Here is a 25761-nt window from a genome sequence, read left to right on the forward strand (position 1 = left end):
TAATCATCGGATTCATCCGAAAACCGCTGCGCACTTTTCGGTCCGATGCTAAGGAGCGGCAAATTCGAAGGAAATACTGCCCATGACCGTAACCAAGAACCTCACTCAGCTCGGCGCGCACGTCGAGACGCCACAGAGCCCCGATCAGGCGATCCTGGAGACCGTGCCGTTCGCGCGCGGCGACGGCCCGCCGGCGATCGTGCGCTTCGTCTGCCCGGAATTCACCTCGCTCTGCCCGGTCACCGGCCAACCGGATTTCGCCCATATCGTCATCGACTACGCCCCTGACGGGCTGCTGGTGGAATCGAAGTCGCTGAAACTGTTCATGACCTCGTTTCGCAACCACGGCGCGTTCCATGAAGAATGCACAGTCATGATCGGCCGCCGCATCGTGGCGGCAACCAAACCGCTGTGGTTGCGCATCGGCGGCTACTGGTTTCCGCGCGGTGGCATTCCGATCGACGTTTTCTGGCAGACCGGTGCGCCGCCGGAAGGCGCCTGGTTGCCCGACACAGGGGTCGCGCCCTATCGCGGGCGCGGTTAGTCTCCCGCTCATTCGCACTGGTACTGGCTCAGCGCCCATTCGCCCGTCACCGACAGCAGGTCCGATATCTTCCAGTCGCCGTCGACCTTCTTGAACTTCCATTCCAGCCGGTGCGGATTGCCGGCGACGACGAAGGCGACAATGACCTTGGCCTGGTCGCCATTGATCGCTTCAAGCGTCTTCAGGCTCTTGTCGATCTCGGCCTTGTCATAGTCCGCATTGTCGAGCGCCATGTTGGGGTCGAGACATTCGCCCTGCCCCGATTTGCGCAGGGCATCGCTCTTGTCGAGCACGGTTTTCGCAGGATCGATGAAATGGCTGCGCTGCGCAGGATCGATCTCCAGCCCGACCTGATCGTAAAACGGCCTGACAACCGCCGTCGGTGACCCCGGCTGGATCGGCGCGGCGGGCGCGGCATCGGATGGCGACCATCCGACTGGCGGCGTTGCCGGTTCCACGGCACCGCCGGGCGCAGTTGCCGGCGGCGCCCCGCTGTCAGCCGGGGCGGTGTCGGCCGGGGTATTCGCCGGCGGCGCACCGAACAGTCCTTGCGCGGCAGCGGCGTTCAAACCCGCCGCCAGCAGGCATACAGTCGACAGTGCCAGGAACGGGCGACGGGCCATCGCTTCACTCCGGCGTCTGGCCGCCCATACATTCCAGCGCACTGAGCTTCCAGTCGCTGGTCTTGGAGGCGATGTCCGATATCTTCCATTTGCCGTCGACCTTCTTGAGCGACCAGACCATTTCACGTTTGGAATCATCGCCTTCCGAAAAAAGGCTGAAGGACGCGGTAACCTCGGCATTGTCGGCATCCACCTTCTCAGCCAGTTTCAGCGTTTTCGAGACAGTCTTCTGATCGAAGTCCTGTGCGTCCAGGCCAGGATCGAAATCGATGCAGGCGACCTCGTCCGGGTTCTTTTTCTTTGCCTGGTCGTTCAGGTCGAATAGGTTCGTCACCGGTTCGGTGAACCGATCCCGGTATCGCTCGTCGGCCTCGAACTTGACCGCCGGAACATAGAAGAATTTCACCGCGTCGGACGCCGGTCCGGCGAAGGCGCCCGCAGGCAAGGCTATCGAAAGGGCGGCAACGAGCACTGTCAGTCGCATGCAGAATCTCCGGCTTTTGATGGCTTGAGGCTATCAATACCACGCATCCTGCATATCGGCTTTTTTGCGGCTCATGAAGTCCTGCGGCGCCGGCCCCAGGCGCCCCGCCAGACTTTCTGGAGGTTCGCAAAAGCACTTCCGCGGCTAGCTGCCGACGATACTGGCCAGATATAATCGCCGCGACCATCACAGGATTCTCAGCCTCCGAAAGTCGCGACAGGCGCCTTGAGACGGGAGCGCTCAGGCTTGACACCGAGCCCTGGCATCTGCGGGACGCGTATATGCCCGTTTTCGATGACGACGGGGTTTACCGGATCGGTATGCCCTTCGATATATTCCTGCGCGATCCAGGCGCCCTCAAAACGGCTCGGCTCGACGGTAGCGGCGAGGTGCACACATGCCGCGGCGATGACGTCCCCACCCCAGGCGTCGTCGCAGCTGTGCGGAAGCGATCGTATCGCACACAGGTCGCGGACCGTGACCATCTTGGTGAGGCCGCCAAGGCGGGTGACCTTCAATCCGAATCCGTCCGCGATACCTGAAGAAACTGCCCGCAGGACGGCATTCAAATCCTCGGTATTCTCATCGAGGTAGACCGGATGGGTTACGCGTCCCTTGAGACTCGCGACTTCCTCCATGGTGTTGCAAGGCTGTTCGAACACGAACGGGATTGCCTGGCAAAGCCGATCGATGTGCAGCGCCGCCGCGGCGGTGAGGCCACGATTGGCGTCGACGGCTATGCGGGCCTTGAAGCCAACCGCTTCCCATACCTTGTGCACGGTGGCGACGTCTTGCTCGAGATCCCGTCCGCCTATCTTGATCTGAAGTCGTGGGTATCCGGCCTTGACCTTGTCGACGGCAATACGCGCCGTCTCGTCCGGTGCACCGACAATAGTCGAGTAGTACGACGGCACACGATCGGTGAGCGCCCCGCCCAGAAGTGTTGAAACCGGAACGCCCAGCCGCAGGCCGGCGAGGTCGAGGAGAGCTATGTCCAAGGCCGCCTTGGCATAGTTGTGACCATTCAACCGCTCGTCCATTCTTTTCGCGAGGCGGCGCATGGACGCAGTGTCCTCACCAATGAGTCCCGGCGCCATTTCGGCAATTGCTGCTCTCGCACCCAGAGCATGTTGGGGCTGATAGACAGGACCGACCGGGCACGTCTCACCCCAGCCTGACAGTCCGTCCTCGGTGGTCACTTCAACGAGTGTGCTATCCAGATTCTGCACGGTATCGCTAGCCATCCGGTAGGCGCCGCCTTTGACGGGCAGAAGGACCTGATAGACTTTGATCGATTCGATGCGCATACGGACCTCAGCCTCCTTCCAGCCAAGCGATTCTGGCCATCTTGCCATCCGGGTGCATGACGGCGCTCTCGGTCACAAACATGGATCGAACTGCTGTGCTCAAGTCCGCAAATTGTGCTTGCGCTTCATGAAGTCCTTGGCGGTCTCGACCGCCACCGCCGCGTCGCGGCAGTAGGCATCGGCGCCGACGGCCTTGCCGAATTCCTCGTTCAGCGGCGCACCGCCGACCAGCACGACATAGTCGTCGCGGATGCCCTTTTCCTTCATCGTGTCGATGACGACCTTCATATAGGGCATGGTCGTGGTCAGCAGCGCCGACATGCCGATGATGTCGGGCTGATGCTGCTCGATCGCATCGAGATACTTCTCGACCGCATTGTTGATGCCGAGGTCGATGACGTCGAAGCCGGCCCCCTCCATCATCATGCCGACGAGGTTCTTGCCGATGTCGTGGATGTCGCCCTTGACGGTGCCGATGACCATCTTGCCCTGCTTCGGCGCGCCGGTGGCGGCAAGCAACGGGCGCAGGATGAACATCCCGGCCTTCATCGCATTGGCCGACAACAGCACTTCCGGCACGAACAGGATGCCGTCACGAAAATCCTCGCCGACGATGCGCATGCCTTCGACCAGCGCTTCCGTCAGCACCTTGTAGGGCACCCAGCCACGCTCGAGCAGGATGTTGGTGCCTTCCTCGATCTCTTCCTTCAGCCCGTCATAGAGGTCGTCGTGCATCTGCTGCACCAACTCGTCGTCGGAAAGTTCGGATAGGATGATCTCGTCGTCGGACATTTTGCCTGCGCCAATTGCCTGTCATTTACGGGGCCGCCGGCGCCTTTTGTCAGAGGGTGCCGGCGGCATTTGCTTGAAGTCTCGGGAGTTAAATCAGGCGTCCAGCCAAACGTTCTGGAAATCCATTTCGTAGGTCTGGTGCATTCCGTAGTTCTTCACCTTCTTGCTCATGTGGCAGTAGAGCTTCTGCCAGAACGGCTGGATGATGACGCCGGAATCCTGCAGGATCTGCTCGACGTCCTTCATCACCTCCTTGCGCTTGGCGGGATCGGCCAGCGAAAGCGCCTGCTTCAGCTTGGCGTCGAAATCCGGGTTGGCATAGGCCGTTTCGTTCCAGGCCTCGCCCGAGCGATAGCCGAGCGCCAGCACCTGGACGCCCAGCGGCCGCATGTACCAGATGGTCATCGAGTACGGATACTTCGTCCAGTCGTTCCAGAAGGTCGAGCCCGGCAGCACGGTACGCTTGACCTTGATGCCGGCATCGCGCAACTGGCCGGCGATCGCATCGCCGGTGTTCTTCTGCCATTCGTCCTCGACGGTGATCAGCTCATGCTCGAAGTCGGCCTGCCCGGCATCCGCCATCAGCTTCTTGGCGGCGGCGGCATCGCGCGTCTTCTTGGGCAGCGGATAGTATTCGGGATGGATCGGGGCGACGTGGTGGTTCTCGCCGACCGTGCCGAGCCCGGCGTAGCCGAGCTGCATGACGGCATTGTTGTCGACGGCCATCTGCAGCGCATTGCGCACCCGCTGGTCGTCATAGGGCTTGTGGGTGATGTTGGTGCGGGCAACGAGCGTGGTCGCCGTTGCCACCTCCGATTTCGCCAGATCCATCTTGTCGAGGGCGTCGATGAAATCGGCCGGCGTCTCGAAATCGAGGTCGATCTCACCGGACTCGAAGGCATTCAGCGTGGCGTTGAAGTCGGTGCCGTAGTCGATGAACTCGACACCGTCGAGCGGCGTTTCGCCACCCCACCACTTGCCGTTCTCGCGACGCTTGACGACCGCCTTCGTACCCACCGCATAGGACACCAGTTCGAAAGGTCCGGTACCGACTGGCTTCTTGATCGGGTCGGCACCATCCTTGTCGAAGTCGCGATGCACAACCAGCGCCGGATAGTCGGTGAAGCCCGGTATGATCGCGATGTCGGGTTCGGACAGCTTCAGCTTGACCGTGAGGTCATCGACCTTGGTGATAGCGCCATCCTTGGCCTTGCCGGTCTTTGTGTCGATCAGCGCGCCAACACGTGCCGCCATGGAATTGCCGGATGCACCCTTCTCGCACCAGCGGTTCAGATTGGAGACCACGTCATCGGCGTTGAAGGCATCGCCATTGTTCCAGGTGACGCCTTTGCGCAGATGCAGTGTGTATTCGGTGGCGTCGTCATTGACGTCCCAGCTTTCGAGCAGGACCGGCTCGAAAGTGAACTGGTGCGTATAGCGGACGAGCGGCTCCAGCCAGCAACGGGTGACGTTTGCCATCTCGGTCCAGTCATAGGTGCGCGGATCCTTCTGTGCCTTAACCGACATCGCGACACGCAGCGTTCCGCCCTTTTTCGGTTCGTCGGCCAAGGCCTTTGTCGGCGCGGCAAGGCCGATCATGCTGTAGGCGAAACCCGTCGATGCGCCGAAGGCGCTGGCCAGGGCCAGGAATTCGCGCCGGTCCATGCGGCCTGCACGCGTCTCTTTTGCCATTGTCTCGACAGCGCCCGGCACGCGGTCGCCATTGCTTCTGAAGAGCGTCATGTTTTCCTCCCTTGGTTGTTCCGTCAGGTCTTCGCCTGTCACATCAACTAACGCTGTCCGGCAGTTTTTCCTCACGCCGCGCGATAAAATCCTTGAGACCCTCGGCGATGCCCTCGTCGAGCTTCGGCTCCTCATAGTCGGCCAGCATGTTGCGCGCCTTCTCGCGGCCGCGCGTGTCGTGGTCCTTCGCGCCTTCGGCCTTCCACTGTTCGTACGAATTGAAGTCCATGATGGTGGGCATGAAGAAAGCGGACTCGAAATGTTCGAGCGTGTGCTGGGTACCGAGAAAATGGCCCTGCGGCCCCACCTCGCGGATCGCCGCCATCGCTTCCTTGAAATCGTCGAACGGAAGGCCGCCTGCATATTTGTACCAGCCGATGAGCTGCTCGCAGTCGGTGGCGAATTTCGAATAGCCGCAGGTGAGACCCGCCTCCAGCCATCCGGCCGAGTGCCAGATGTAGTTGGCGCCGGCGAGGATGGCGGCGTGCATCAGCATGTTCGCCTCGTAGCCGGCCTGGGCGTCATTGAGCTTCGAGCCTACATGGAAGCCGGACGTGCGCCAAGGCAGCCGGTATTTCCGTGCCAGCGCGCCCATCAGGTACATCATCTGGGCGGCCTCCGGCGTGCCGCCCATCGGCGCCCCGGTCTTCATGTCGACCGTCACCATGAACTGGCCGTAGATCTGCGGCGACCCCGGACGCAGAAGCTGCGTGAAGGCGACGCCAGCGAGTGCTTCTGCATTGACCTGCGCCACCGCGCCGACGGCGGAAGCCGAGGTCGAGGCGCCGCACAGCGCGAAGGGCGCCAGGATCAACGGCTGGTTGTTGCGCGCATAGACCTTCATGGCGTCCAGCATGGTGGCGTCCCACACCAGCGGCGAGTTGCAATTGGTGATCGACACCAGCACCGGGTTGTCGCGGACGAACTCTTCGCCGAACACGATGCCGGCCATCGCCATCGTGTCTTCGGCGCGTTCCTTCGAGGTGACGATGCCCATGAACGGCTTGTCGGAGTGCTTCAGCGCCGAATGGATGATGTGGAGGTGACGCTTGGGCACGGCAATTTCCATCGGCTCGCAGATGACCGAGCTCGACGAGTGCAGCGCCGGCGCCATGTAGGCGAGCTTGTGGAAATTGTTGAGGTCGGCGAGCGAGCCGTAGCGCCTGTTGTTGTCGAGGTCGCGCACATAGGGCGCGCCATACATCGGCACGAAGATGGAATTCTTGCCGCCGACGCGGACAGTACGCTCGGGGTTGCGGGCATTGAGGGTGAATTCCGGCGGGACCTTCGAGACCAACTCCATCAAGAGCGCACGGTCGATGCGGACGCGCGTCTCGGATACATCGGCTCCGGCGGCCTTCCACAGGGCGACCGCCTCATCGTCGCGGAATTCGCAGCCGACCTCTTCGAGGATCAAGAGCGATTCCTGGTGGATCAACTCGACCGCCTCGTCAGGCACCATCTGATAGGCGGGGATCTGGCGCACCAGCGTAGGAAACGAGGCTATGGGGGCGCCACGTATCGCCTTGCGCCCAAGGCGACCGCCGCTTCTGCGGTTGGCGTGTTCGGTCACTGCAACGGCCGGTTCATTCATGGCAACTCATTCCTCCAACAGCCGTCAACTTAGCGAGACGGAATATAGCTGTGACGCTGGAAAATCCTGATCTCTTGTATAAACTCTCCTTATGCGAAGCCTCCGCCACCTCTTGCCCTCCGCCGGCAGCCTGATCGTCTTCGAGGCGGCCGGCCGGCTGTCTAGCTTCACCGCCGCCGGGCGCGAGCTCGGCATGACGCAGGCGGCCGTATCCTACGCCGTGCGCGGGCTGGAGGAACAGCTCGGCGCCAAGCTCTTCCAGCGCCGCCACCGCCAGGTTCTGCTGACGGAGGCCGGCGAGCGATTCCACGCCGACGTTTCGCTCGGCCTGTCGCATATCCGCAAGTCGGCGGAGGATCTGCGCCTGCAGGCGACCGGAGGCCATGTGACGCTGGCCGCCTCGACCGCCTTTGGCTCGTTCTGGATGATGCCGCGCCTACAGCAATTCCGCGACGAACTGCCGGGCGTTGATCTGCGCATCCAGACCGCCGACCGCGACCTCGACATCATCGCCGAGGGCATCCCGCTCGGCGTGCGCGGCGGCGTGCCGCGCGACTGGCCGGACTATCATTCGCTGTCGCTTGCAGACGAGGAGATCTTCCCGGTCGCGGGCCCCAGCTATCTGGCGAAGTTTGGGCTGCCAGAGACTGTCGCCGAACTTGCTATGCATCGGCTCATCCATCTCGAGGAGCCCTACCGCGAGGCCCCGAACTGGGACGAATGGTTCGCGGCAGCCGGAACCAGCCTCCGTAATGCCGAGCGCGGGTTGCGCATCAATGATTACGCTTTGGTGATTCAGGCGGTCATGGAGGGACAAGGCATCTCGCTCGGCTGGCGGCATCTCGTCGAGCGCCTCGTGGCATCAGGCCTGGTGGTGCCGGTGACGGATCATGTGCTGAGGACCGGCATCGGATTCTACGTCATCTGGCCAAGGAACCGCGAGCTCAGCGACAATGCGCGCAAGGTAAGGGATTGGCTGGTGGCGCAGGCGTGAGGGGGGCTGACTCTTGCAAGGCCAATGAAGACCGCCGCGATCCTTCCCCCTCTCTGTCCTGCCGGCATCGAAAGCTTCCGCATCGGATCCGAATCCGCCTATAATGTCTCCATGCCCATTCGCCAGCTTTCCGAAACGATGATCAACCAGATCGCCGCCGGCGAAGTCATCGAGCGTCCGGCCAGCGTGGTCAAGGAACTGGTCGAGAATGCGCTCGACGCCGGTGCTGGCAGGGTAGAGATCGTCACCGCCGGCGGTGGGCTGAATCTGATCCGCGTCACCGACGACGGGTCCGGCATCCCCGAACCGGAGCTGGCACTGGCCATCGCGCGTCACTGCACCTCCAAGCTCACCGAGGACATACACGATATCCGCTCGCTCGGTTTCCGCGGCGAGGCGCTGCCGTCGATCGGCTCGGTGTCGCGGCTTTCTATCCGCTCGCGCACGGTAACGAGTGACAGCGCCGCCGAAATCGGCATCGAGGGCGGCCGCGTTTCGGCAATCAAGCCAGCGGCAGCCAATCGCGGCACCACAGTGGAGGTCCGCGACCTGTTCTTCGCCACGCCGGCAAGGCTGAAATTCATGAAAGGCGAGCGCGCCGAAAGCTCCGCCACCAGCGACGTGGTCAAGCGCATCGCCATCGCCTTCCCCGCCGTGCGCTTCACGCTGGCGGGCTCCGACCGCTCGACGATGGAACTTCCGGCGACGGACGACAGTCCGGAAGGCAGCCTGCGCCGCGTCGCCCAGGTGATGGGCGCCGACTTTCCGGACAATTCCATTGCCATCGACGCCGAGCGCGAGGGTGTCCGCCTTACCGGTCATGTGTCGATCCCGTCCTTCACCCGCGCCAACGCGCTGCAGCAATATGCCTATGTCAATGGCCGCCCGGTGCGCGACAAGCTGATCGCCGGCGCCATTCGCGGCGCCTTCGCCGACGTCTTGCCGCGCGACCGCCATGCGGTGACTGTGCTGTTCCTGACGCTCGATCCGGCGATCGTCGACGTCAACGTTCATCCTGCCAAGGCCGATGTCCGCTTTCGCGATCCAGGACTGGTGCGCGGGCTGATCGTCGGCGCTGTCCGGCAAGCACTGGCCGATTCCGGTATCCGCGCCGCCACCACGGGGGCAGCCGGCATGATGGCAGCGTTCCGGCCGGGCGCCGCATCCTACGGTCACGGCGGTCCAGCCAATGGCCACCGAAGCTATGAGGCGTCATACCATGCCTCCGGCTCAACCGGCTTCGACCCGGCGCGCTCGCCGCAGCGGCCGCTCGACATGGGTTTCGAGGGCGGCGGCTTTGATCGGCGCGGCTTGCGTGAAAACGAGCAGGCGACGTTCGATGCCGACCCACTTGCCAGCGCCGATGCTCGTGCCGGGCAGAGCGAAGCGGCAGAGACGCTGCTTGGTGCGGTGCTGGGAGCAGCGCGCGCGCAGGTGCACGAGAACTACATCGTGGCACAGACCAGGGATTCGCTCATCATCGTCGACCAGCATGCGGCGCATGAGCGGCTGGTCTATGAGGCGCTGAAGAATGCGCTGCATTCGCGCGCCGTGCCGTCACAGATGCTGTTGCTGCCGGAAATCGTCGACCTGCCGGAAGAAGATGCCGAACGGCTGGCGATGCATTCCGAGACGCTGGCCCGCTTCGGACTCGGCATCGAGCGTTTCGGCCCAGGGGCTGTCGCGGTGCGCGAAACGCCGTCGATGCTTGGCGAGACCAATGTCGGGCAATTGGTGCGCGACCTCGCCGACGAGATCGCCGACAATGACACGGTCGAGACGCTCAAAGGACGGCTGGACAAAATCGCGGCGACAATGGCCTGCCACGGCTCGGTACGCTCCGGCCGGCTGCTCAAGGCCGAGGAGATGAACGCGCTGCTGCGGCAGATGGAGGCGACGCCGGGCTCCGGCACCTGCAACCATGGGCGGCCGACTTACATCGAGCTGAAGCTCGCCGACATCGAGAGGCTGTTCGGGCGGCGGTGAAGGGCGCAGCGCGCAGACCCCGCCCCGCTGCTTCGCGGCAAGAAAAGAGCCGCTTTTCGGCGGCTCTTTTGATTCAACTAAGTCCTGGATTCCTTTGAATTACCTCTTCAAATTCACCACTATCACACCGCCCAGCGCCAGTGCGCCGCCCAGCACGCCGAGCAGTGTCGGCACTTCGCCCAGCCAGAAGAAGCCGATCAGCGCGGACATGGGCGAAACCAGATAGAGGAAGTTCGAGGCGCGTGCGGCCGGCAGGCGCGACAGCGCGGTTGCCCAGGCTGCATAGGCGATCAGGCTGGGCACGATGCCGAGAAAGATCACGGCGCCAAGGCCGGCGGTGTTGGCGACCGCTGCCTGCGCAAAGCCGCTCGGCAGGAACGGCGACAGGCAGAGCGCGCCAAGTATCATATTCGAAGCCGAAATGGTCAGCGGGTGGTGACGGGCGAAGAGCGGCTTCTGGACGATGGTGTTGACGGCCGAACAGAGCGCCGAACCGAGGACCAGCAGCGCGCCTGCGTTAAAATGCAGGCCATTCCCATCGCCGACGGCGATGATGCCGATACCGGCGAAGGAAATGGCGGTGCCAGCCCAGGCCCACTTCGAGAAGCGTTCGCCGAGCAGCGCCATCGCCATGATGGCGGTGAAGATCGGGCTGACGTTGATGATGAAGCCGGCAGCGCCGGCCGAGACGGTCAGTTCGCCGAAATTGAGCATTGCCGTGTACAGCGCCACGAAAATGGCGCCGCCAAAGACCAGGCGCCACAATTCGTCGAGCCTGGGCAGCGCGGGGCGCTGGACGGCGAGGAAGATCGCCGCCGGCACCGCGGCGATGGCAAAGCGCAACGCACCGAGTTCCAGCGGCCCGAAGGCCGCAAGGCCGGCGCGGATCGCCGGAAAGGCAGAGGCCCAGCCAACCACCGTCAGCGCCACCGCGACGGCTGCCGTGGTGTCCATCCGTTGTGTCGGATTCAACGTGCTGGTCATTGCGCTCATCTCACTGTCCTCGTGTTCTCGTGCCCTGAAATGCAAAAAACGCCTTTTCTGGCCAGTTGACAAACGACCAAATCGAGGATCAGCTGTGACTATGGATCACAGCTCAGACACAATGGTGCCGCTCGAAACGCTGCGCGCCTTCGACGCCGCGGCGCGGACGGGAAGCTTTTCGGCCGCGGCCGAAAAGCTCAACATCACCCACGGCGCCGTCAGCCGGCAGATCGCCAAGCTCGAAGACTGGCTGGGCTTGAAGGTTTTCGATCGCGGCGCGCGCGGTGTCTCGCTGACGATCGAAGGCAACCGCCTACACCTGCGCACGGCGGAAGCTTTCGCGCTGATTTCAACCCATTCCGACCGCTGGGTCGAGCCGCGCGGCACCGCCGTGGTCCGGCTGACATCGATCCCGTCGGTCAGCGGGCTGTGGCTGATGCCGCGTATGGCGGCGCTGGAGAACAATCCCTCCAAGCTGCGCATCGTGCTCGACGTCGATATCCGCCAGGCCGATCTTGCCGATGAAGGCATCGACCTGTCGATCCGCTGCGGCCGCGGCGGCATTCCGGGCCGCGTCTCGGTGCAGCTTTTCGAAGAACATGTCTTCCCCGTCGCATCGCCCGAGCTTGCCCGGGAGATTGGCCGCGGCGACCCTGCACGGCTGCTCAAATTTCCACTGATCAACGATTCCGACGCTTCGGCCTGGCGCGCCTGGTTTGCCGCGCAAGGCATGGATTACCGCCCGCGCCCGCAGGACCGCCGCTTCGAGGACTACAATCTGGTGCTCGACGCCGCCGCCTATGGGCTCGGCATCGCGCTGGCGCGCCCACCGCTGACCGGGCATCAATTGAAGTCGGGCCGCATCACCGCCGTCGACGAGCGCACCGCGCTCAACCCGGTGTCCTACTGGCTCGACCGGCCGATAGGGCGGCCGCGTACCGCCGCGGCAGAACTGGCGCGCCGGATCGCGGTGCAGGCAGGACTCTGCATGGAAAAGATGGAAGCCTTCATCGAGGCTGACGGCTAGCGCAGCACCAACAGAGCGAACCCGACCACCGCCGCGGCCAACAGCCCAGCCGCCAGTGACATCAGACCGACGCTCACCTGCCTGTGTTCGAGCCGCGCCGAATCGCCCTGCCGCGAGCCGGCCGGCCTTGGCACAGTAGCCGCACTGGCGATGGAAGCGCGGCGCGGCGGTGAAACCACGACTGAGAGAAGCGGCAGCCACGGCAAGCTTGCCGGCCTTGCGGCCGCCCTCTCATCGACCCTTGCCAGAGGCAGCGCCAAGCCACGTTGCGCGGTGTCGCCGACCTCTCGCCTCCCGGCTCCAGTGGCCACCGATGCGGCATCGCCGGCTGTTTCGCTGTCCGTTTCCGTGAGCGCCAGATAGGCCTGTATCATTTGGGCCGAGGCCGTCTGCTGCGCTCTTCCGGCCGTTGCCGGCAACAGCATCGGCAAAGTCGGTGTCGCCACGGGTCGCGCAAGCGAACCGGACGGCGCCGGCGGCGCCAGAATAGCCTTCACCAGCGCCGTTTTGACCGGATCGGCCTTGGCCAACGGCACGGCCTGCGGCGTCACCACCTCCTTGAGCAAGTCAGCAAGACGGGCCGAAGAAATGTCCATTGTGCCCTACCAACAGCGCTTTTCCGGTCGACAATAGGGGATCAGCATTGTCTCAGGCTTGTCACATGCTTGACCTCGCCGCCAATTTATGGCGATGAAATCCCCATGAACCTTGGCGCCACTGCATGATGAACCGTTTCGAAGGCCCTGGCGGCAAGGAAGCCCGTATCCGCTATCTCGATGGCGACTTCCAGGTTACCAGCCCGGGCGCTTTCGTGCGCTGCGCGGTGACCGGCGAAAGCATCCCGCTCGACGAGCTGAAATACTGGAGCGTCGCCAGGCAAGAGCCCTACATCAACGCCACCGCCTCGCTGCGCCGCGAGATCGAGGCGCATCCGGAGTTGCGCAGCCGGCGTTGACCTTGCGCAAGTCGTTGTCGCAAAACGGCAACCACGACAAGACGACCGGCCGCAGGTCAGCCCTTCAGCTTGCGTTGGCGCCAGGCATCAAGCGTCTCGTGAATGATGCGTTCCGGCACATTGTCGAGTTCGAACACGGTGTCGATCTCCAGCACCTCGAGCCGGGCGAGAAAGTCCTGTGAGGCGCCGTGGCGCAGCCGGGCGGCATCCTTGGCGGTGGTGATGAGGCCGAGCCCTTCGGCGCGAGCCGTCGCCGCCAGTTCGGCAAGCTCGTCCTCGCCATAGAAATGATGGTCCGGAAACGGCCGCGTCAACACCAGCTCGCCACCGGCTTCCCGTAGCGTATCGAAAAATTTCTCGGGATGGCCGATGCCGGCGAAGGCGAGGAACCGCCTGCCGGCAAACCCCTGCGTGTTGCTCGGTTCGGTATGGGCCTCGAAGATCGGCCGGGCGGCGCGCGCTGCCTGGCGGACCACTGCGTCGGCTGCGGTACCCTCACCCATCTTCAACAGCCCGTTGGTGAAGACCAGCTGGTCGACGATCTTGGCCCGGAGCGGGCCACCCGGAATGACGCGGCCATTGCCGATTCCGTAGCGCGCATCGACAACCACCAGCGCATAGTCGATGTGAATGCGCGCGCTCTGGAACCCGTCGTCCATGATCAGGAAATCGCAACCGTGTTTTTCCAGCAGCAGCCGGGCGCCGGCAGCGCGGTTCGGTGTCACCGCCACCGGCGCGTGTTCGGCCAGGAGCAGCGGCTCGTCACCGACATGCCTGGCGCTGTCGTGATGCGCATCGACGACATGCGGCTCGGCGAACGAACCGCCATGGCCGCGCGACAGAAAACCGGGTTTGAGCTGCATGCGCCTGGCCTGTTCGGCCAAGGCGATGGCCACCGGCGTCTTGCCGGTGCCGCCGACCGTGAAATTGCCGATACACAAAACCGGCGCCTCGATCTTCTCGCGCCGGGCCCGCCGCATGCCGCGGCCGGCGACGAGCGCATAGATGGCCGAAAGCGGCGACAGCGCCAGGACCCGCCAGTCCGGCTCTTCCCACCAGAATGGTGGTGATTCGGAAGCCACTTTAGCGCCCGTTCGCGCCCTTCAGGCGCGACTTGACGACCAGCGGCTGGATGTAGGGCTCGAGCGATTTCAATGTTCGCGCCAGCGCGCCGCGCATCTCGTCGACGGTCGCTACTCCCGCCGCCATCATCTCGTGACGCGCCACTTCGTTGGTCAAAAGGAAATTGACGGCCCCGGCCAGCATGTCGCGGTCACGCACCAGCTTGGCACCGCCGCTGTCGAGCAGGCGCTGATAGGCGTCGCGAAAATTCTGCACGTTGCGCCCGGCCAGAACCGCAGTGTCGAGCATCGCCGGCTCCAGCGGGTTCTGGCCGCCCTCCGAGGTCAGCGAGCGGCCGACAAAGGCGATTTCGGTCAAACGGAGATAGAGCCCCATCTCGCCGATCGTGTCGCCAAGCAAGATGTCGGTGTCGGCGGCGATCCTGTCGCCCTTGCTGCGCCGCGCCACATTCAAGCCCATGCCGGAAATCTGCGCTGCCAGCGCCTCGGCGCGATCGGGATGGCGCGGAACGACGATGGTCAGAAGACCATGGTGGCGTTTGTGCAGTGTTGCATGGACTTCGGCGGCGACCACCTCTTCGCCGTCATGGGTCGAGATGGCCGCCCAGGTCGGGCGGGCGCCGATCTGCCGCCGCAGCGTCGCCAGCACCCGCTCGTCGACAGGCGGCGGCGAGGTATCGGACTTGAGGTTGCCAGACACGGTTACCGGGCGGGCGCCGAGCGAACGGAAGCGCTCGCCATCGACATCCGACTGGGCAACGACATGGGCCAGGTTCTCGAACAGCGCCTCGGCGATGTTGGCCCGCTTCTTCCACGACGTGAACGATCGGTCGGACAGCCTGCCATTGACCAGCACCTGCGGCACGCGGCGCGCGCCAAGCTCGAGGATGGTCATCGGCCAGATCTCCGATTCGGCGATGATCGCCAGATCCGGCTGCCAGTGATCGAGGAACCGGCTGACCGCCGGCTTGAGGTCGAGCGGCACATACTGGTGGATGATCCGGTCACCGAGACGCTCGTCGGCGACCTGCGCCGAGGTGACCGTGCCGGTCGTCAGCACGATGTTGACCCCGTAGTCGAGAATGCTTTCGACCAGCGGCACGACGGCTATGGTCTCACCGACGCTTGCCGCGTGAATCCAGATCATCGGCCCATCGGGACGCGGGCGGCCGGCGACGCCGTAGCGCTCGCGGCGGCGGCTGCGGTCTTCCTTGCCGCGCGAGGTGCGCCAGGCGACATAGGGCCCGACCAGCGGATAGGCGGCGGCACCAGCGAAACGGTATGCCGACAACATGGCTCGCGCCCAGCGACCGCTCATCGTGGGCCATCCACGAGACGGTAGGCCTCGGCGGTCGCGGCGTTGAGCGCGGCCGTGACTTCCTGGCGCTTGCGCTCCATTTCGGCGTCATCGGCGCCGGCCGACACGAAGATCGGCGTGCCGATGACGATCGACGAGCGACCGAACGGCAGGTTGATGGTGGTCTTGTCCCAGCTCTTCTCCAGCACCTTGCGGCGGCTGGTGGTGATGGCGACAGGCAGCAGCGGCCGGCCCGAGAGGCGCGCCAGGAGAACGATACCAAGCCCTGCGTCTCGAGGCGTACCGTGCGGAATGTCTGCGATCATGGCAACGTTCTTGCCGGCGGCGAGCGACTTTTTGAGGGCGATAAGCGCTTTTGCCCCGCCCTTGTCGATATGCCTGGCATTTTCACGCCCGCCCGAACCGCGCACCGCCTCGATACCGAATTTCTGCAGCATCAACGCGTTGAGCTCGGCATCGGCGCTGCGCGAGACCATGGCGACCAGCGGCTTGCGCTTGGGGTAGTAGGCTGGCGTCAGCAGGTGCTGGCCGTGCCACAGGGCGATGATGCCGGGCTCGAATTCGGTATAGGTCCCGCCCGAAAACCGCGCCGATCCCTCGACGACGCGATTGGTCAGGCGCACGAGCCGCACGAACTGGGCGAAAAGGCTGGCTATGGCGTTCTTGACGAATCGCGACTGCGCCAGCGGTTCGCGAATCTTGCGCCAGAAGGCCTTGGTCGTGCGGCTGCGCCCCCTGGCCTTGGGCGCGGCCTCATTCGCTGGCCTTTTCGCCAGATCATGCTCCATCGAAATCAACCGACGGCCTTGCTGTCGGGGTCCAGCAGCCGGTGCAGATGAACGACGAAATAACGCATATGGGCATTGTCCACGCTGGCTTGGGCCTTGGCTTTCCACGCCGTGTGCGCAGATTGATAGTCCGGATAGATGCCGACGATGTCGAGCCCGTCGAGATCGCGGAACTCGGTGCCGCCAAGTTTCTTCAATTCGCCGCCGAACACCAGGTGCAAAAGCTGTTTTTTTCCGTCTTCCGCGGCCATGTCGGTCCTTCACATATCGTGAGTTTGTGACAGGTCTAGACCAAAGCCGCCGACTTTGGAACCTTCGAAAACGCTTTCACGCGTCCAGCCCGGCGATGACGCCGGCGAGCACGGCCAGCAGTTCACCGCTGCCGGCGGCGAGCGCGCCATGGCGGGTGACCTCGCCGGCATAGAGCGGGGCGCGGCCATGCTGGTCGAGCAACTGGCCGCCGGCCTCGCGCAGGATGAGATCGGCAGCGGCGATGTCCCAGTCATGTGCGTTCGGCTTGACGAACGTAGCATCCAGCGCGCCATTGGCGATCATGGCCAGCCGATAGGCCAGCGAAGGGCTGTAGGGCGCCCGCTTCAGCCGCGCCTGCCATTCGGCCGGCATCAGGTCGGTCAACTGCTTCAGCCCCGAAATTTCGGCCGTATCCGCCAGCTTGCGCACCGCAATGCGCGTGCCGTTGCGGAAGGCGCCCTGTCCGGGCAGCGCCCAGTAGGTCTCGTCCATCGCCGGGCATTCCAGCACCCCGGCAAGCGTGCGGCCATGCTCGACGACGGCAACGCTGACGCACCAGGTGCGCTGGCCTTCCAGGAAGCCGCGCGTGCCGTCGATCGGGTCGACGACGAAGGTGCGGCGTGCAGAAAGCCGAACCGGATCGTCTGCGGTTTCTTCCGACAGCCAGCCATAGTCCGGCCGCGCCGCAAGCAACGTCTGGCGCAGATAGGCGTCGGCGGCATGGTCGGCTTCGCTGACCGGCGATGTGCCACCCTTCATCCAGACTTGCGGGTTGTTGCCGAAATAGCGCATGGCGATGACCCCCGCCTCGTGGGCAGCATCGCGCAGCAGCACCAAATCCTCGGTCGCTCCGGCAGAGATCAGCTCATGCTCCAGCAAGGGTCATGCCTTCGATCAGGAGCGTGGGGGCGGCGGTGCCGAAATTGCGGTCGAGGTCATCAGCCGGCACCATGTTGAGGAACATGGTCTTCAGGTTCGAGGCGATGGTGACCTCCGCGACGGGATAGGCTAGCGCCCCATTCTCGATCCAGAAGCCGGAGGCGCCACGGCTGTATTCGCCGGTGACCATGTCGACACCCTGGCCGAACACCTCGGTGACGTAGAAGCCGGTCTTGAGCGATTTGATCAGCTCTTCCGGCGACCGTTCGCCCGGCTCGATGGCGAGATTGGTCGAGGACGGCGAGACGGAGGAGCCGCTGCGCGCGCCGCGCCCATTGGTGACGAGACCAAGTTCGCGCGCGGCCGATGTCGACAGGAACCAGTGGTTGAGCACGCCTTTTTCGACCATCAACAGCCTCTCGCCCTCGATGCCTTCGCCGTCGAACGGGCGCGAGGCCTGGCCGCGTTGCCTGAGCGGCTCGTCGGTGACGGTGATCGCGGACGCGGCCACCTGCTTGCCCATCATGTCGCGCAGGAACGAGGTCTTGCGCGCGACCGAGGCACCGTTGATGGCGCCAGCAAGATGGCCGGCGATGCCGCGCGCGACGCGTGGGTCCAATACAACGTCGATCGGCCCGGTCGCCGCCTTGCGCGCGCCGAGGCGGCGCACTGTGCGTTCGCCGGCTTTGCGGCCGATGTCTTCGGGCGCATCGAGATCGGAAAAATGCTGACGCGAGGAGAATTCATAGTCGCGCTCCATGCCGGTGCCCTCGCCGGCAATGACGCTGGCCGAGCGCGAGAAACGCGAGGCGACATAGTGGCCGAGGAAGCCGTGCGAGGTGGCCAGCACCAAACCGCCCAGGCCGGCACCGGCGCTGGCACCGGCCGAATTGGTCACGCCCTTGACTGCAAGCGCCGCCGCTTCCGCCGCCAGTGCTGCTTCCTTCAACTGGTCGGCCGACACTTCGGTGGCGTCGAACAGGTCGAGATCGCGCGTCTGTCTGGCGAGCAATGCCGGGTCGGCCAGCCCCTGATAGGGATCCTGCGGCGACACTTTCGCCATCGCCACGGCACGCTCGGCCAAGGTTTTCGGATCGGACGCGGCGGTTGCCGAGACGCTCGCCACCCGCCCATCGACGAAGACGCGCAGCGCGACATCCTCGTTCTCGGAGGATTCGGTGCCCTCGACCTTGCCGAGCCGCACCGACACACCGGTCGAGCGGCTGCGCACGGCCACCGCGTCGGCGGCATCGGCGCCAGCCTTTTTGGCAGCCTCGACCAAAGCCGCGACGCGGTCGGTCAATTTTGCTGCATCTGATATGTCGGTCATGGCGTGATCCTGCTGGTACGGCGAGCTTTGGCCGCTGCCACCCATCTATTGTTCCGGTCCGGCTTGTGCAATGGCATAAGCTTCAATCAAAATGCCACGGTTCTCGGTTCGCATCGCGAACCAAGGCAACGCAACCCGGCCCGCCGCCCGCTCGGAGCATTTTCGATGACGCCTTTCCATCTCGCCTTCCCGGTCCGTGATCTCGATGAAACCCGAACTTTCTATGGCGAAGTGCTGGGCTGCGCGATCGGCCGATCGTCAACCACCTGGGTCGATTTCGACCTGTTCGGCCACCAGATGTCGGCGCATCTGCGGCCACAGGCCGCGCCGGCGGCCAGCGACGGCAAGGTCGACGGCATCACCGTGCCGATTCCGCATTTCGGCGCCGTGCTCTTGATGGACGACTGGCAGCGACTGGCCACGCGGCTGGAGACGCGCGACGACATCGACTGGCTGGAACGGCCCATGGTCCGCTTCAAGGGCGAGCCTGGCGAACAGGCGACGCTGTTCATCCGCGACCCCTCGGGCAATGCGCTGGAATTCAAGGGCTTTCGCTCGCTGGAGCAGGTATTCGCGCACTAACGGGGACCAGCGATCGGATTCTGATCCGATTGATCAGCTTACGAAGCGATCCGCCGCAAAGGGTGCGAGGCGCGCCGGGTCGCCGCGCCCGCCGACCAACTCGGCGACCAGACGCGCCGTGATCGGCGCGAGTGTCAGTCCGAGATGGCCATGACCGAAAGCATGGATCACGCTTGGGCTGCCGCGCGACGAACCGATGACCGGCCGGGAATCCGGCAGAGACGGGCGGAAGCCGAGCCATTCCGATGAAGGTGAGCCCAGCTTGGGAAAGAATTGCCTGACGCCGCGATCGAGCAGCGCGAGTCGGCGTGGATTTGGCGGCGCGGCAAGCCCACCGAGTTCGACCGTGCCGGCGACGCGCAGCCGACCAGCCATCGGGGTCATGTAGAAACCGAGATCGACGGGACAGACAGGCCGGGTCAGCAACGGAGCGTCGGTCCGGAATTCCAAGTGATAGCCACGCTCCGTCTCAAGCGGGACGCTGTCACCGGCCTGCGCGGCCAGTGCGCGCGACCATGAACCGGCGGCGATCACCACCGTACCCGCCTTGATGCCAAAGCCGGGACCGCTGAGCCGGACAGCGCCGGTTTCGACTTGCAGTCCGGTAATTGTCGTTTGCTTCACCGTCGCACCGCGGGCGATCGCTGCGCCGAGCAGCCGCAGCATCACCGTCTTCGGATCGGTGACGTTCGTCGAATCCGGGAAGAACAAGCCACGCGTCCCGCTGGTCGGCAGGCCGGGTTCAAGTGTTGCCACCTCATCAGGCGTCAGAATCTCCTGGTGAACACCGAACCCGGCACGCATTGCCCGGCCACCGGCCCCGGCGGCAAAATCGCTTTCGCGGCGATAGAGATAGAGGCAGCCATTGCGGCGCAAAAGATCCTCCAGGCCGGCCTCCGCTTCCATCTCCTCCCAGGCCGGCAAGGCGTCAGCCAGCAGTCCAGCGAGCGCCAGCGCATTGGCGCGGGTGGCAGCCGGCAGCGATTGTCTGACAAAGCTGACCAGCCACGGCGCCAGTTGGAACAGGGCCGGCCAACGCAGCGAAAACGGACTGTCAGGATCGAGCAGCAGCTTCGGCAGCGCGCGCAGCACGGCCGGATTGCCGACCGGCATGCAGGCGTATTCGGCGATCGTGCCCGCATTGCCGAACGAGGCGCCGGAGCCCGGCTCATTGGGATCGATGAGCAGGACTTCGCGCCCCTCAGCAGCAAGGCGGAGCGCCGTCGCCAGCCCGACAACGCCTGCGCCGACCACGGCGATTTCGACCGTTTCTTCTGCTGCCACCGTTGGGTTCCTAAACGAAGCCAGGCAATTGCAAATGGCCGGCTGCAAGCAGTTCGGCCATCATGGTCAGCGCGGTGCGGAGATCGTCCAGCGAGCGGGCGGCACCGACGTTGATCCGCACCCCATGCTGCACCGGTTCGCGGCCGACAGCGAAGGCATCGCCGGGAAGCACGGCTACGCCGCGCTCCAGGCAAGTGCGGGCGAAACCGGCGCCCCGCCAGGGCTCTGGAAGTCGTAGCCAGGCGTGGGTCGAAGTGGCGTGGCTCTGGACATCGTAGCGGCCGAGGATTTCGCTCAGCACCGCCTGGCGCTGGCGCAGTTCCTGTTTCTGGGCCTCGATGATGCGGGCGGCCGTGCCTTCTTCGATCAGCCGCGTGCCAATGAGCGCCGTCAACGGACTGATGCTCCAGCAATTGATGCGCAGGGCCGCCGCGACCTGGCCGGCTATGGTGCGTGGCGCGATGACGAAGCCGAGCCGCAGACCCGGCGCCAGGCATTTCGACAAGGCGCCGATATGGACGGTCAGTTCGGGCTCGATGCTGGCCAGCGATGGTGGCGAATTGTCGGCCAGCGGGCGATAGACGTCATCCTCGATGATCAGGACGTTGTGGCGCCGGGCGACGGCGACCAGTTCGTGCCGGCGCTGTTCGCTCAGCGTGATGGTCGTCGGATTGTGCAATGTCGGCACCAGGAACACCGCGCGGGGACGAAGCTGAGCGCAGGCGGCTTCGAATGCGTCGGGCCGCATGCCGCCGCGGTCCATGCTGACACCCCTGAGATCCAGCCCATGCACGCGGCACAGCGCGTTGATGCCCTGATAGGTCACCTCGTCGGCGAGCACGACCTCGCCCTGCCTGGTCACCGCGCCGAGCACGCAGTCGAGCCCGTGCTGGGCGCCGGCGGCCAGCACCACCCGGCCGGGATCGCCGTCGCCGGCCACCGGCCGCATCCATTCGGCAATCGCCGCCCTCGCCCATAGCGGCCCCTCGGCCGGATGATAATCCTGCAGCGTCGGGTAACAGCGGTCCTTGGACAGGCGCGGCAGAAGCAGCGCCAGCGCGTCGAGATAGGCGGAGGTTGCCGGCCGGTTGACGGAAAGGTCTATGACACCGGTGTCATCGCTCGGCGCCGAGACGAAGCCCGGCCTCTCGCCGGTGTCGCGGGCAGCAACCGTGGTGCCGCGTCCGGGACGCGCTTCGAGCAGACCGCGCTGCTGCAGCGTCGACAGGGCGCGCGTCACCGTGGTGACGTTGATGCCGAGAGCGCGCGCGATCTCGCGCTGCGGGGGCAGCCGGTCGCCGACGGCGAGCGTGCCAGCAGCGATGCGTTCGGCAATCGCGTCGGCAAGGCGGCGATAGACCGGACCTTCATCCGAGGCGAGCTTGAGGTCTTGAAGCATGCGGCTTTCGGTAGGTTGATACGATCTGGCTACGGCGCATCTAGCATAAGACAACGCTCCGGACAATAGCACTTGTCTGGCCCTTAATTCGAAGTATGGCTGCTTAAAACTCACACAATCGCACAAAAAGACGCTTGACGGGCAAACTTGTCTGCATCTATGGTCTGTTAGACATAGATTGTATGAGCATACAAGTTTGGATAGCCCCTTGAGCGGCCAGCGTTATGCGAGACCCAGACATGCACCGCAAACAACAGCGCGTTTCAACTCGTGGCCCCTGTAGCCGCACAAGAGAAGCCGGCCGGTGATGGCCAAAGCGGCAGCCTTGTCGATCGAAAGCGCGGGGCCTGGCGCGGATGCCGGCCGCCAGGGATTCGTCGAGTTCGTCGATGTCGAGAAATCCTATGACGGTCGTGCCTTCGCGGTGACGCGGCTGAACCTCAGTGTCGCACGCGGTGAGTTCCTCACCCTTCTCGGTCCCTCCGGCTCAGGCAAGACGACGACGCTCAACATGCTTGCCGGTTTCGAGCGGCCGACCAACGGCGTCATCATGCTCGAAGGCCGCTCGGTCGACCGGCTGCCGCCCTATGAGCGCAACATCGGCATGGTGTTCCAGAACTACGCGCTGTTTCCGCACATGAGCGTGGAAGACAACGTCGCCTTCCCACTCTCCGTGCGCAAGATCGGCAAGGCCGACATCGCCGCCCGCGTCAGCCGCGCGCTGGACATGGTGCGGCTCAGGCCGTTCGGCGACCGGCGGCCGGCACAGCTTTCCGGCGGCCAGCAGCAGCGCGTGGCGCTGGCCCGTGCGCTGGTGTTCGAGCCCAGCCTGGTGCTGATGGACGAGCCGCTCGGCGCGCTCGACAAGAAGCTGCGCGAGCACATGCAGCTCGAGATCAAGCAGCTGCACACGATGCTCGGCGTCACCATCGTCTATGTCACGCACGACCAGAGCGAGGCGCTGACGATGTCGGACCGTGTCGCCGTGTTCAACAATGGCGGCATCGCCCAGCTCGGCTCACCCGGCGATCTCTACAACACACCGCAGAGCTCGTTCGTTGCGAGTTTCATCGGCGAGAACAACACGCTGGCGGGCAAGGTCGAGCGGGTGATCGGCAAGGAATGCCGCATCGCGCTGGATGGCGGCGGCGCGATCACCGCGCAAGCCATCGGCGTCGCGGACGGTGCTGACTGCCATGTTGCCATCCGCCCCGAGCGGCTCAGCCTCGCGGACGGCGGACACGCAGAAAACAGACTGGCGGCGACGGTCGATGGCCGCATCTATCTCGGCGACCACCAACGGCTGCTGGCCAGGCTCGAAAATGGACAGGTGCTGACCGTCAAGGTCGGCCCGGAAACGACCATGGCAAATGGAGAGCCGGTGATGGTTTCCTGCGCGCTCGGTGATTGCCGCGCCTTCCGGCCGATGCCGGAACGGGCGGATCGAAGTCAAAAACAACAGGGGAGTAAGATCAGATGAAAATCACAAAGACCCGGCTGCTCGCGCTCGCTGCGGCCACCGCCTGGATGGCGATAGGACATGCCGCTGTCGCCGACGAACTGTCGATCATGGCCAGCGGTGGCGCCTGGCAGGACGCGCAACGCAAGGCATGGTTCGAGCCGTTCAGCAAGGAAACCGGAACCAAGATCGTCGAGCAGGAATATCTCGGCGATCTCGGCAAGGTCAAAGCCATGGTCGACACCGGCAACGTGCCGATCGACCTGGTGACGGTGGAGACCGCGACCGTGCTGCAGGGCTGCGACGCAGGCATTCTCGAGCGTCTCGACTATTCCAAGATTGCACCGCGCGAAAAGTTCATCGAAGGGTCGGCACTCGACTGCGGTGTCGGCCTCGACGCCTATGGCGATATCCTGGCTTACGATCCGACCGTGCTGAAGGAAGCTCCGACCTCGGTGCTCGATCTGTTCGACACGAAGAAGTTTCCGGGCAAGCGCGCCATGCGCAAATTCCCGGCGCAGAATCTCGAATGGGCGCTGATGGCCGATGGCGTCGCGCCGGCCGATGTCTACAAGGTGCTGGGAACGCCGGAAGGCGTCGACCGCGCCTTCAAGAAGCTCGACACGATCAAGAAGGACATCGTCTGGTGGGATGCAGGCGCGCAGCCGGCACAGCTTCTCGCCTCGCAGGAAGTGGTGATGACGACGGCCTGGAACGGCCGCATCCAGAACGCCATCGACACCGACAAGAAGCCGTTCAAGATCGTCTGGAACAACCAGATCCTCGAATACGACATGATCGCCATTCCCAAGGGCGCCAAGAACCCGGACCTCGCCTACAAATATCTGGCCTATATCAGCCAGCCTGAAAACAATGCCAAGCTCGCCAGCTATATCACCTATGGGCCGGTGCGGACCGATGCCGCGTCCTTCGTCGCGGCCGATGCGTTGCCGAAATTGCCCAACGCGCCTGACCATCTGGCTGGCGCCTACCTCGTCGCCGACACCGAGTTCTGGGGCGACTATGGCGAGGATCTGGTCAAGCGCTTCAACGCCTGGCTGGCGCAGTAAGCAAAATGTCGGCTCTGGAGCCAACGCATCTCGACCAGTCGCGGGCAATCCGCGACCGGTCAACCACCGGTCCGGCCAAGTCGGTGGCGACAGCACTGCGGCGCGCCGAATTCGGCGACCGGCTTCGCGCGCTGGCGCTGGCCGCACCGCTGCTGGTGCTGCTGGCGCTGAGCTTCGGCATCCCGATCGTGCTTTTGCTGTCGCGCGCCGTCTACGACCCGACGATTGCCAATGCCCTGCCGCAGACCACCCAGGCACTCAGCGGTTGGAACGGCCAAGGCCTGCCTGACGATGCCGCCTTCGTGGCGCTCGCGGCGGACCTCAGGAGCAGCCAGGCCAAGGGCACTGCGTACGAACTTGCCAAGAGCCTGAACGCACGTTTGCCGGGCGCGCGCAGCCAGGTGCTGAAGACAGTGCGCCAATTGGAAGGCGCAGGCGACAAGCCGCCGCTCGAGGTGGTGAAATCCGTGCCGTTCTGGTCGCAGCCCGGCACCTGGCCAGCCATTGCCAACGGCACGCACAGCGTCACCTCGTTCTATCTCATGAGCGCGCTTGATCTGCGCTGGAACAATGATGGTGGCATCGAACGCGTACCGCCCGAACAGGCGATCTTCCTGCAGGTGTTCATGCGGACGTTCTTCGTCGCCGCCGCGGTGACGCTGGCGACGCTGATCCTGGGCTTTCCGCTGGCCTATCTCATCGCCAGCGTGCCAAGAGGCCTTGCCGCCATCCTCATCGTCGCGGTGCTGCTGCCATTCTGGACGTCGATCCTGGTGCGCACCGCCGCCTGGACGGTGCTTTTGCAGAAATTCGGCCTGGTCAACGACCTGCTGTTGTGGCTCGGCGTCGCCGACGCCCGGCTCGACCTGATGTACAGCCGCATCGGCCTGATCATCGCCATGACCCACATCCAGCTGCCGTTCACGCTGCTGCCGATCTACAGCGTCATGCGCACGATCCAGCCTTCGCAGATGAAGGCCGCCTATTCGCTCGGCGCAAAGCCTTTCACCGCCTTCATGCGCGTCTACCTGCCTCAGGTCTTTCCCGGCATCATGGCTGGCTGCCTGCTGACCTTCATCCTGTGCCTCGGCTACTACATAACGCCGGCGCTGATCGGCGGCGCCAGCGACCAGCTGATCAGCAATTTCATCGCCAACTACGTCAATGTCGAGCTGAACTGGGAGATGGCGGCGGCGCTCAGCTTCATCCTGCTCGTCTTCACGCTGGCGCTGTTCGGCATCTTCGCGCGCATCCTCGGCCTCGACCGCCTCAAGCTGGTGTAGCC

Annotated in this window: 25 protein-coding genes; 9 read left to right on the forward strand and 16 right to left on the reverse strand. The window is 64.3% G+C overall.

Features of this window, described 5'->3' with window-relative positions:
• Nucleotides 1-82: 82 nt before the first annotated feature.
• Complete coding sequence (queF, locus tag AC1RZR_RS25590; protein ID WP_477275812.1) at nucleotides 83-544, forward strand: preQ(1) synthase; 462 nt, start codon at nucleotides 83-85, stop codon at nucleotides 542-544.
• Between the two features lie 8 nt (nucleotides 545-552).
• Here queF and AC1RZR_RS25595 read toward each other — a convergent pair whose 3' ends face one another.
• The 6 genes from AC1RZR_RS25595 to AC1RZR_RS25620 form a co-directional block, all read right to left on the reverse strand.
• Nucleotides 553-1167, reverse strand: a complete 615-nt coding sequence (locus tag AC1RZR_RS25595) for a hypothetical protein (RefSeq protein ID WP_477275814.1) — start codon at nucleotides 1165-1167, stop codon at nucleotides 553-555.
• 4 nt (nucleotides 1168-1171) lie between these two features.
• Complete coding sequence (locus tag AC1RZR_RS25600) at nucleotides 1172-1651, reverse strand: DUF3828 domain-containing protein (protein WP_477275816.1); 480 nt, start codon at nucleotides 1649-1651, stop codon at nucleotides 1172-1174.
• Between the two features lie 197 nt (nucleotides 1652-1848).
• Nucleotides 1849-2958 carry a mandelate racemase/muconate lactonizing enzyme family protein gene (locus AC1RZR_RS25605; protein WP_477275818.1) on the reverse strand — a complete coding sequence of 370 codons (1110 nt, stop codon included), beginning with the start codon at nucleotides 2956-2958 and terminating at the stop codon, nucleotides 1849-1851.
• 99 nt (nucleotides 2959-3057) lie between these two features.
• Nucleotides 3058-3750: a corrinoid protein gene (locus AC1RZR_RS25610; protein ID WP_481826371.1), complete on the reverse strand. Its 693-nt coding sequence runs from the start codon at nucleotides 3748-3750 to the stop codon at nucleotides 3058-3060.
• 93 nt (nucleotides 3751-3843) lie between these two features.
• A complete protein-coding gene (locus AC1RZR_RS25615; protein WP_481826372.1) occupies nucleotides 3844-5493 on the reverse strand; it encodes an ABC transporter substrate-binding protein in 1650 nt (549 codons plus the stop codon).
• 43 nt (nucleotides 5494-5536) lie between these two features.
• Nucleotides 5537-7087 (reverse strand): trimethylamine methyltransferase family protein, encoded by a 1551-nt coding sequence (locus AC1RZR_RS25620; protein ID WP_481826373.1) that lies wholly within the window; start codon nucleotides 7085-7087, stop codon nucleotides 5537-5539.
• Nucleotides 7088-7178: 91 nt separating this feature from the next.
• Between AC1RZR_RS25620 and AC1RZR_RS25625 the strand changes: the two genes are divergently transcribed.
• Both AC1RZR_RS25625 and mutL read left to right on the forward strand, forming a co-directional pair.
• Nucleotides 7179-8081 (forward strand): LysR substrate-binding domain-containing protein, encoded by a 903-nt coding sequence (locus AC1RZR_RS25625; RefSeq protein ID WP_477276610.1) that lies wholly within the window; start codon nucleotides 7179-7181, stop codon nucleotides 8079-8081.
• Nucleotides 8082-8192: 111 nt separating this feature from the next.
• On the forward strand, nucleotides 8193-10067 hold the full coding sequence (gene mutL / locus AC1RZR_RS25630; RefSeq protein ID WP_481829120.1) for a DNA mismatch repair endonuclease MutL: 1875 nt from the start codon (nucleotides 8193-8195) through the stop codon (nucleotides 10065-10067).
• Nucleotides 10068-10166: 99 nt separating this feature from the next.
• On the opposite strand, the gene AC1RZR_RS25635 is transcribed toward mutL, so the two are convergent.
• Complete coding sequence (locus tag AC1RZR_RS25635; protein ID WP_477276608.1) at nucleotides 10167-11060, reverse strand: DMT family transporter; 894 nt, start codon at nucleotides 11058-11060, stop codon at nucleotides 10167-10169.
• Between the two features lie 91 nt (nucleotides 11061-11151).
• Between AC1RZR_RS25635 and AC1RZR_RS25640 the strand changes: the two genes are divergently transcribed.
• Nucleotides 11152-12078, forward strand: coding sequence for a LysR substrate-binding domain-containing protein (locus AC1RZR_RS25640; protein ID WP_481826374.1), 927 nt, complete (start codon nucleotides 11152-11154; stop codon nucleotides 12076-12078).
• Here the strand turns inward: AC1RZR_RS25640 and AC1RZR_RS25645 are convergent.
• Nucleotides 12075-12674: a hypothetical protein gene (locus AC1RZR_RS25645; RefSeq protein WP_477276604.1), complete on the reverse strand. Its 600-nt coding sequence runs from the start codon at nucleotides 12672-12674 to the stop codon at nucleotides 12075-12077. The genes AC1RZR_RS25640 and AC1RZR_RS25645 overlap by 4 nt on opposite strands.
• A gap of 125 nt (nucleotides 12675-12799) precedes the next feature.
• On the opposite strand from AC1RZR_RS25645, the gene AC1RZR_RS25650 reads away from it, so the two are divergent.
• Nucleotides 12800-13033, forward strand: a complete 234-nt coding sequence (locus AC1RZR_RS25650; RefSeq protein ID WP_379098863.1) for a DUF2093 domain-containing protein — start codon at nucleotides 12800-12802, stop codon at nucleotides 13031-13033.
• A 56-nt stretch (nucleotides 13034-13089) separates the two neighbouring features.
• On the opposite strand, the gene lpxK is transcribed toward AC1RZR_RS25650, so the two are convergent.
• The 6 genes from lpxK to AC1RZR_RS25680 form a co-directional block, all read right to left on the reverse strand.
• On the reverse strand, nucleotides 13090-14115 hold the full coding sequence (gene lpxK / locus AC1RZR_RS25655) for a tetraacyldisaccharide 4'-kinase (RefSeq protein ID WP_481826375.1): 1026 nt from the start codon (nucleotides 14113-14115) through the stop codon (nucleotides 13090-13092).
• 1 nt (nucleotide 14116) lies between these two features.
• A complete protein-coding gene (gene waaA / locus AC1RZR_RS25660) occupies nucleotides 14117-15433 on the reverse strand; it encodes a lipid IV(A) 3-deoxy-D-manno-octulosonic acid transferase (RefSeq protein WP_481826376.1) in 1317 nt (438 codons plus the stop codon).
• Nucleotides 15430-16221: a lysophospholipid acyltransferase family protein gene (locus AC1RZR_RS25665; protein ID WP_477276598.1), complete on the reverse strand. Its 792-nt coding sequence runs from the start codon at nucleotides 16219-16221 to the stop codon at nucleotides 15430-15432. The genes waaA and AC1RZR_RS25665 overlap by 4 nt, the downstream gene beginning before the upstream one ends.
• A gap of 5 nt (nucleotides 16222-16226) precedes the next feature.
• Nucleotides 16227-16472: a DUF4170 domain-containing protein gene (locus AC1RZR_RS25670; RefSeq protein WP_006204049.1), complete on the reverse strand. Its 246-nt coding sequence runs from the start codon at nucleotides 16470-16472 to the stop codon at nucleotides 16227-16229.
• Nucleotides 16473-16548: 76 nt separating this feature from the next.
• Nucleotides 16549-17352, reverse strand: coding sequence for a 3'(2'),5'-bisphosphate nucleotidase CysQ (locus AC1RZR_RS25675; protein WP_481826377.1), 804 nt, complete (start codon nucleotides 17350-17352; stop codon nucleotides 16549-16551).
• Nucleotides 17339-18682 (reverse strand): TldD/PmbA family protein, encoded by a 1344-nt coding sequence (locus tag AC1RZR_RS25680; protein WP_481826378.1) that lies wholly within the window; start codon nucleotides 18680-18682, stop codon nucleotides 17339-17341. The genes AC1RZR_RS25675 and AC1RZR_RS25680 overlap by 14 nt, the downstream gene beginning before the upstream one ends.
• Nucleotides 18683-18847: 165 nt before the next feature.
• Here AC1RZR_RS25680 and AC1RZR_RS25685 point away from each other — a divergent pair, with 165 nt between their 5' ends.
• Complete coding sequence (locus AC1RZR_RS25685) at nucleotides 18848-19264, forward strand: VOC family protein (protein ID WP_481826379.1); 417 nt, start codon at nucleotides 18848-18850, stop codon at nucleotides 19262-19264.
• Nucleotides 19265-19297: 33 nt separating this feature from the next.
• Here AC1RZR_RS25685 and AC1RZR_RS25690 read toward each other — a convergent pair whose 3' ends face one another.
• Complete coding sequence (locus tag AC1RZR_RS25690; protein ID WP_481826380.1) at nucleotides 19298-20548, reverse strand: NAD(P)/FAD-dependent oxidoreductase; 1251 nt, start codon at nucleotides 20546-20548, stop codon at nucleotides 19298-19300.
• A 10-nt stretch (nucleotides 20549-20558) separates the two neighbouring features.
• Nucleotides 20559-21947, reverse strand: coding sequence for an aminotransferase-like domain-containing protein (locus AC1RZR_RS25695; protein ID WP_477276587.1), 1389 nt, complete (start codon nucleotides 21945-21947; stop codon nucleotides 20559-20561).
• A gap of 307 nt (nucleotides 21948-22254) precedes the next feature.
• Between AC1RZR_RS25695 and AC1RZR_RS25700 the strand changes: the two genes are divergently transcribed.
• From AC1RZR_RS25700 to AC1RZR_RS25710, 3 genes are read left to right on the forward strand one after another with little or no spacing between them, the layout of a single operon-like run.
• Complete coding sequence (locus tag AC1RZR_RS25700) at nucleotides 22255-23427, forward strand: ABC transporter ATP-binding protein (RefSeq protein ID WP_481826381.1); 1173 nt, start codon at nucleotides 22255-22257, stop codon at nucleotides 23425-23427.
• Nucleotides 23424-24476, forward strand: a complete 1053-nt coding sequence (locus AC1RZR_RS25705) for an ABC transporter substrate-binding protein (RefSeq protein ID WP_477276583.1) — start codon at nucleotides 23424-23426, stop codon at nucleotides 24474-24476. The genes AC1RZR_RS25700 and AC1RZR_RS25705 overlap by 4 nt, the downstream gene beginning before the upstream one ends.
• 5 nt (nucleotides 24477-24481) lie before the next feature.
• Nucleotides 24482-25759, forward strand: coding sequence for an ABC transporter permease (locus AC1RZR_RS25710; RefSeq protein ID WP_481826382.1), 1278 nt, complete (start codon nucleotides 24482-24484; stop codon nucleotides 25757-25759).
• The last annotated feature ends 2 nt before the right edge of the window (nucleotides 25760-25761 follow it).

The sequence above is a fragment of the Mesorhizobium bavaricum genome (assembly GCF_056781655.1).

Excerpts from the sequence above, each read along its gene's own strand:
- AC1RZR_RS25605 (WP_477275818.1), bottom strand. The coding sequence starts at position 2,958 with ATGCGCATCGAATCGATCAAAGTCTATCAGGTCCTTCTGCCCGTCAAA.
- AC1RZR_RS25620 (WP_481826373.1), bottom strand. The coding sequence starts at position 7,087 with ATGAATGAACCGGCCGTTGCAGTGACCGAACACGCCAACCGCAGAAGC.
- waaA (WP_481826376.1), bottom strand. The coding sequence starts at position 15,433 with ATGAGCGGTCGCTGGGCGCGAGCCATGTTGTCGGCATACCGTTTCGCT.
- AC1RZR_RS25595 (WP_477275814.1), bottom strand. The coding sequence starts at position 1,167 with ATGGCCCGTCGCCCGTTCCTGGCACTGTCGACTGTATGCCTGCTGGCG.
- AC1RZR_RS25640 (WP_481826374.1), top strand. The coding sequence starts at position 11,152 with ATGGATCACAGCTCAGACACAATGGTGCCGCTCGAAACGCTGCGCGCC.
- AC1RZR_RS25670 (WP_006204049.1), bottom strand. The coding sequence starts at position 16,472 with ATGGCCGCGGAAGACGGAAAAAAACAGCTTTTGCACCTGGTGTTCGGC.
- AC1RZR_RS25625 (WP_477276610.1), top strand. The coding sequence starts at position 7,179 with ATGCGAAGCCTCCGCCACCTCTTGCCCTCCGCCGGCAGCCTGATCGTC.
- AC1RZR_RS25685 (WP_481826379.1), top strand. The coding sequence starts at position 18,848 with ATGACGCCTTTCCATCTCGCCTTCCCGGTCCGTGATCTCGATGAAACC.
- AC1RZR_RS25705 (WP_477276583.1), top strand. The coding sequence starts at position 23,424 with ATGAAAATCACAAAGACCCGGCTGCTCGCGCTCGCTGCGGCCACCGCC.
- AC1RZR_RS25665 (WP_477276598.1), bottom strand. The coding sequence starts at position 16,221 with ATGGAGCATGATCTGGCGAAAAGGCCAGCGAATGAGGCCGCGCCCAAG.
- AC1RZR_RS25600 (WP_477275816.1), bottom strand. The coding sequence starts at position 1,651 with ATGCGACTGACAGTGCTCGTTGCCGCCCTTTCGATAGCCTTGCCTGCG.
- AC1RZR_RS25710 (WP_481826382.1), top strand. The coding sequence starts at position 24,482 with ATGTCGGCTCTGGAGCCAACGCATCTCGACCAGTCGCGGGCAATCCGC.
- AC1RZR_RS25680 (WP_481826378.1), bottom strand. The coding sequence starts at position 18,682 with ATGACCGACATATCAGATGCAGCAAAATTGACCGACCGCGTCGCGGCT.
- mutL (WP_481829120.1), top strand. The coding sequence starts at position 8,193 with ATGCCCATTCGCCAGCTTTCCGAAACGATGATCAACCAGATCGCCGCC.
- AC1RZR_RS25610 (WP_481826371.1), bottom strand. The coding sequence starts at position 3,750 with ATGTCCGACGACGAGATCATCCTATCCGAACTTTCCGACGACGAGTTG.
- AC1RZR_RS25650 (WP_379098863.1), top strand. The coding sequence starts at position 12,800 with ATGATGAACCGTTTCGAAGGCCCTGGCGGCAAGGAAGCCCGTATCCGC.
- AC1RZR_RS25695 (WP_477276587.1), bottom strand. The coding sequence starts at position 21,947 with ATGCTTCAAGACCTCAAGCTCGCCTCGGATGAAGGTCCGGTCTATCGC.
- AC1RZR_RS25700 (WP_481826381.1), top strand. The coding sequence starts at position 22,255 with ATGGCCAAAGCGGCAGCCTTGTCGATCGAAAGCGCGGGGCCTGGCGCG.
- AC1RZR_RS25645 (WP_477276604.1), bottom strand. The coding sequence starts at position 12,674 with ATGGACATTTCTTCGGCCCGTCTTGCTGACTTGCTCAAGGAGGTGGTG.
- AC1RZR_RS25635 (WP_477276608.1), bottom strand. The coding sequence starts at position 11,060 with ATGAGCGCAATGACCAGCACGTTGAATCCGACACAACGGATGGACACC.
- queF (WP_477275812.1), top strand. The coding sequence starts at position 83 with ATGACCGTAACCAAGAACCTCACTCAGCTCGGCGCGCACGTCGAGACG.
- AC1RZR_RS25615 (WP_481826372.1), bottom strand. The coding sequence starts at position 5,493 with ATGACGCTCTTCAGAAGCAATGGCGACCGCGTGCCGGGCGCTGTCGAG.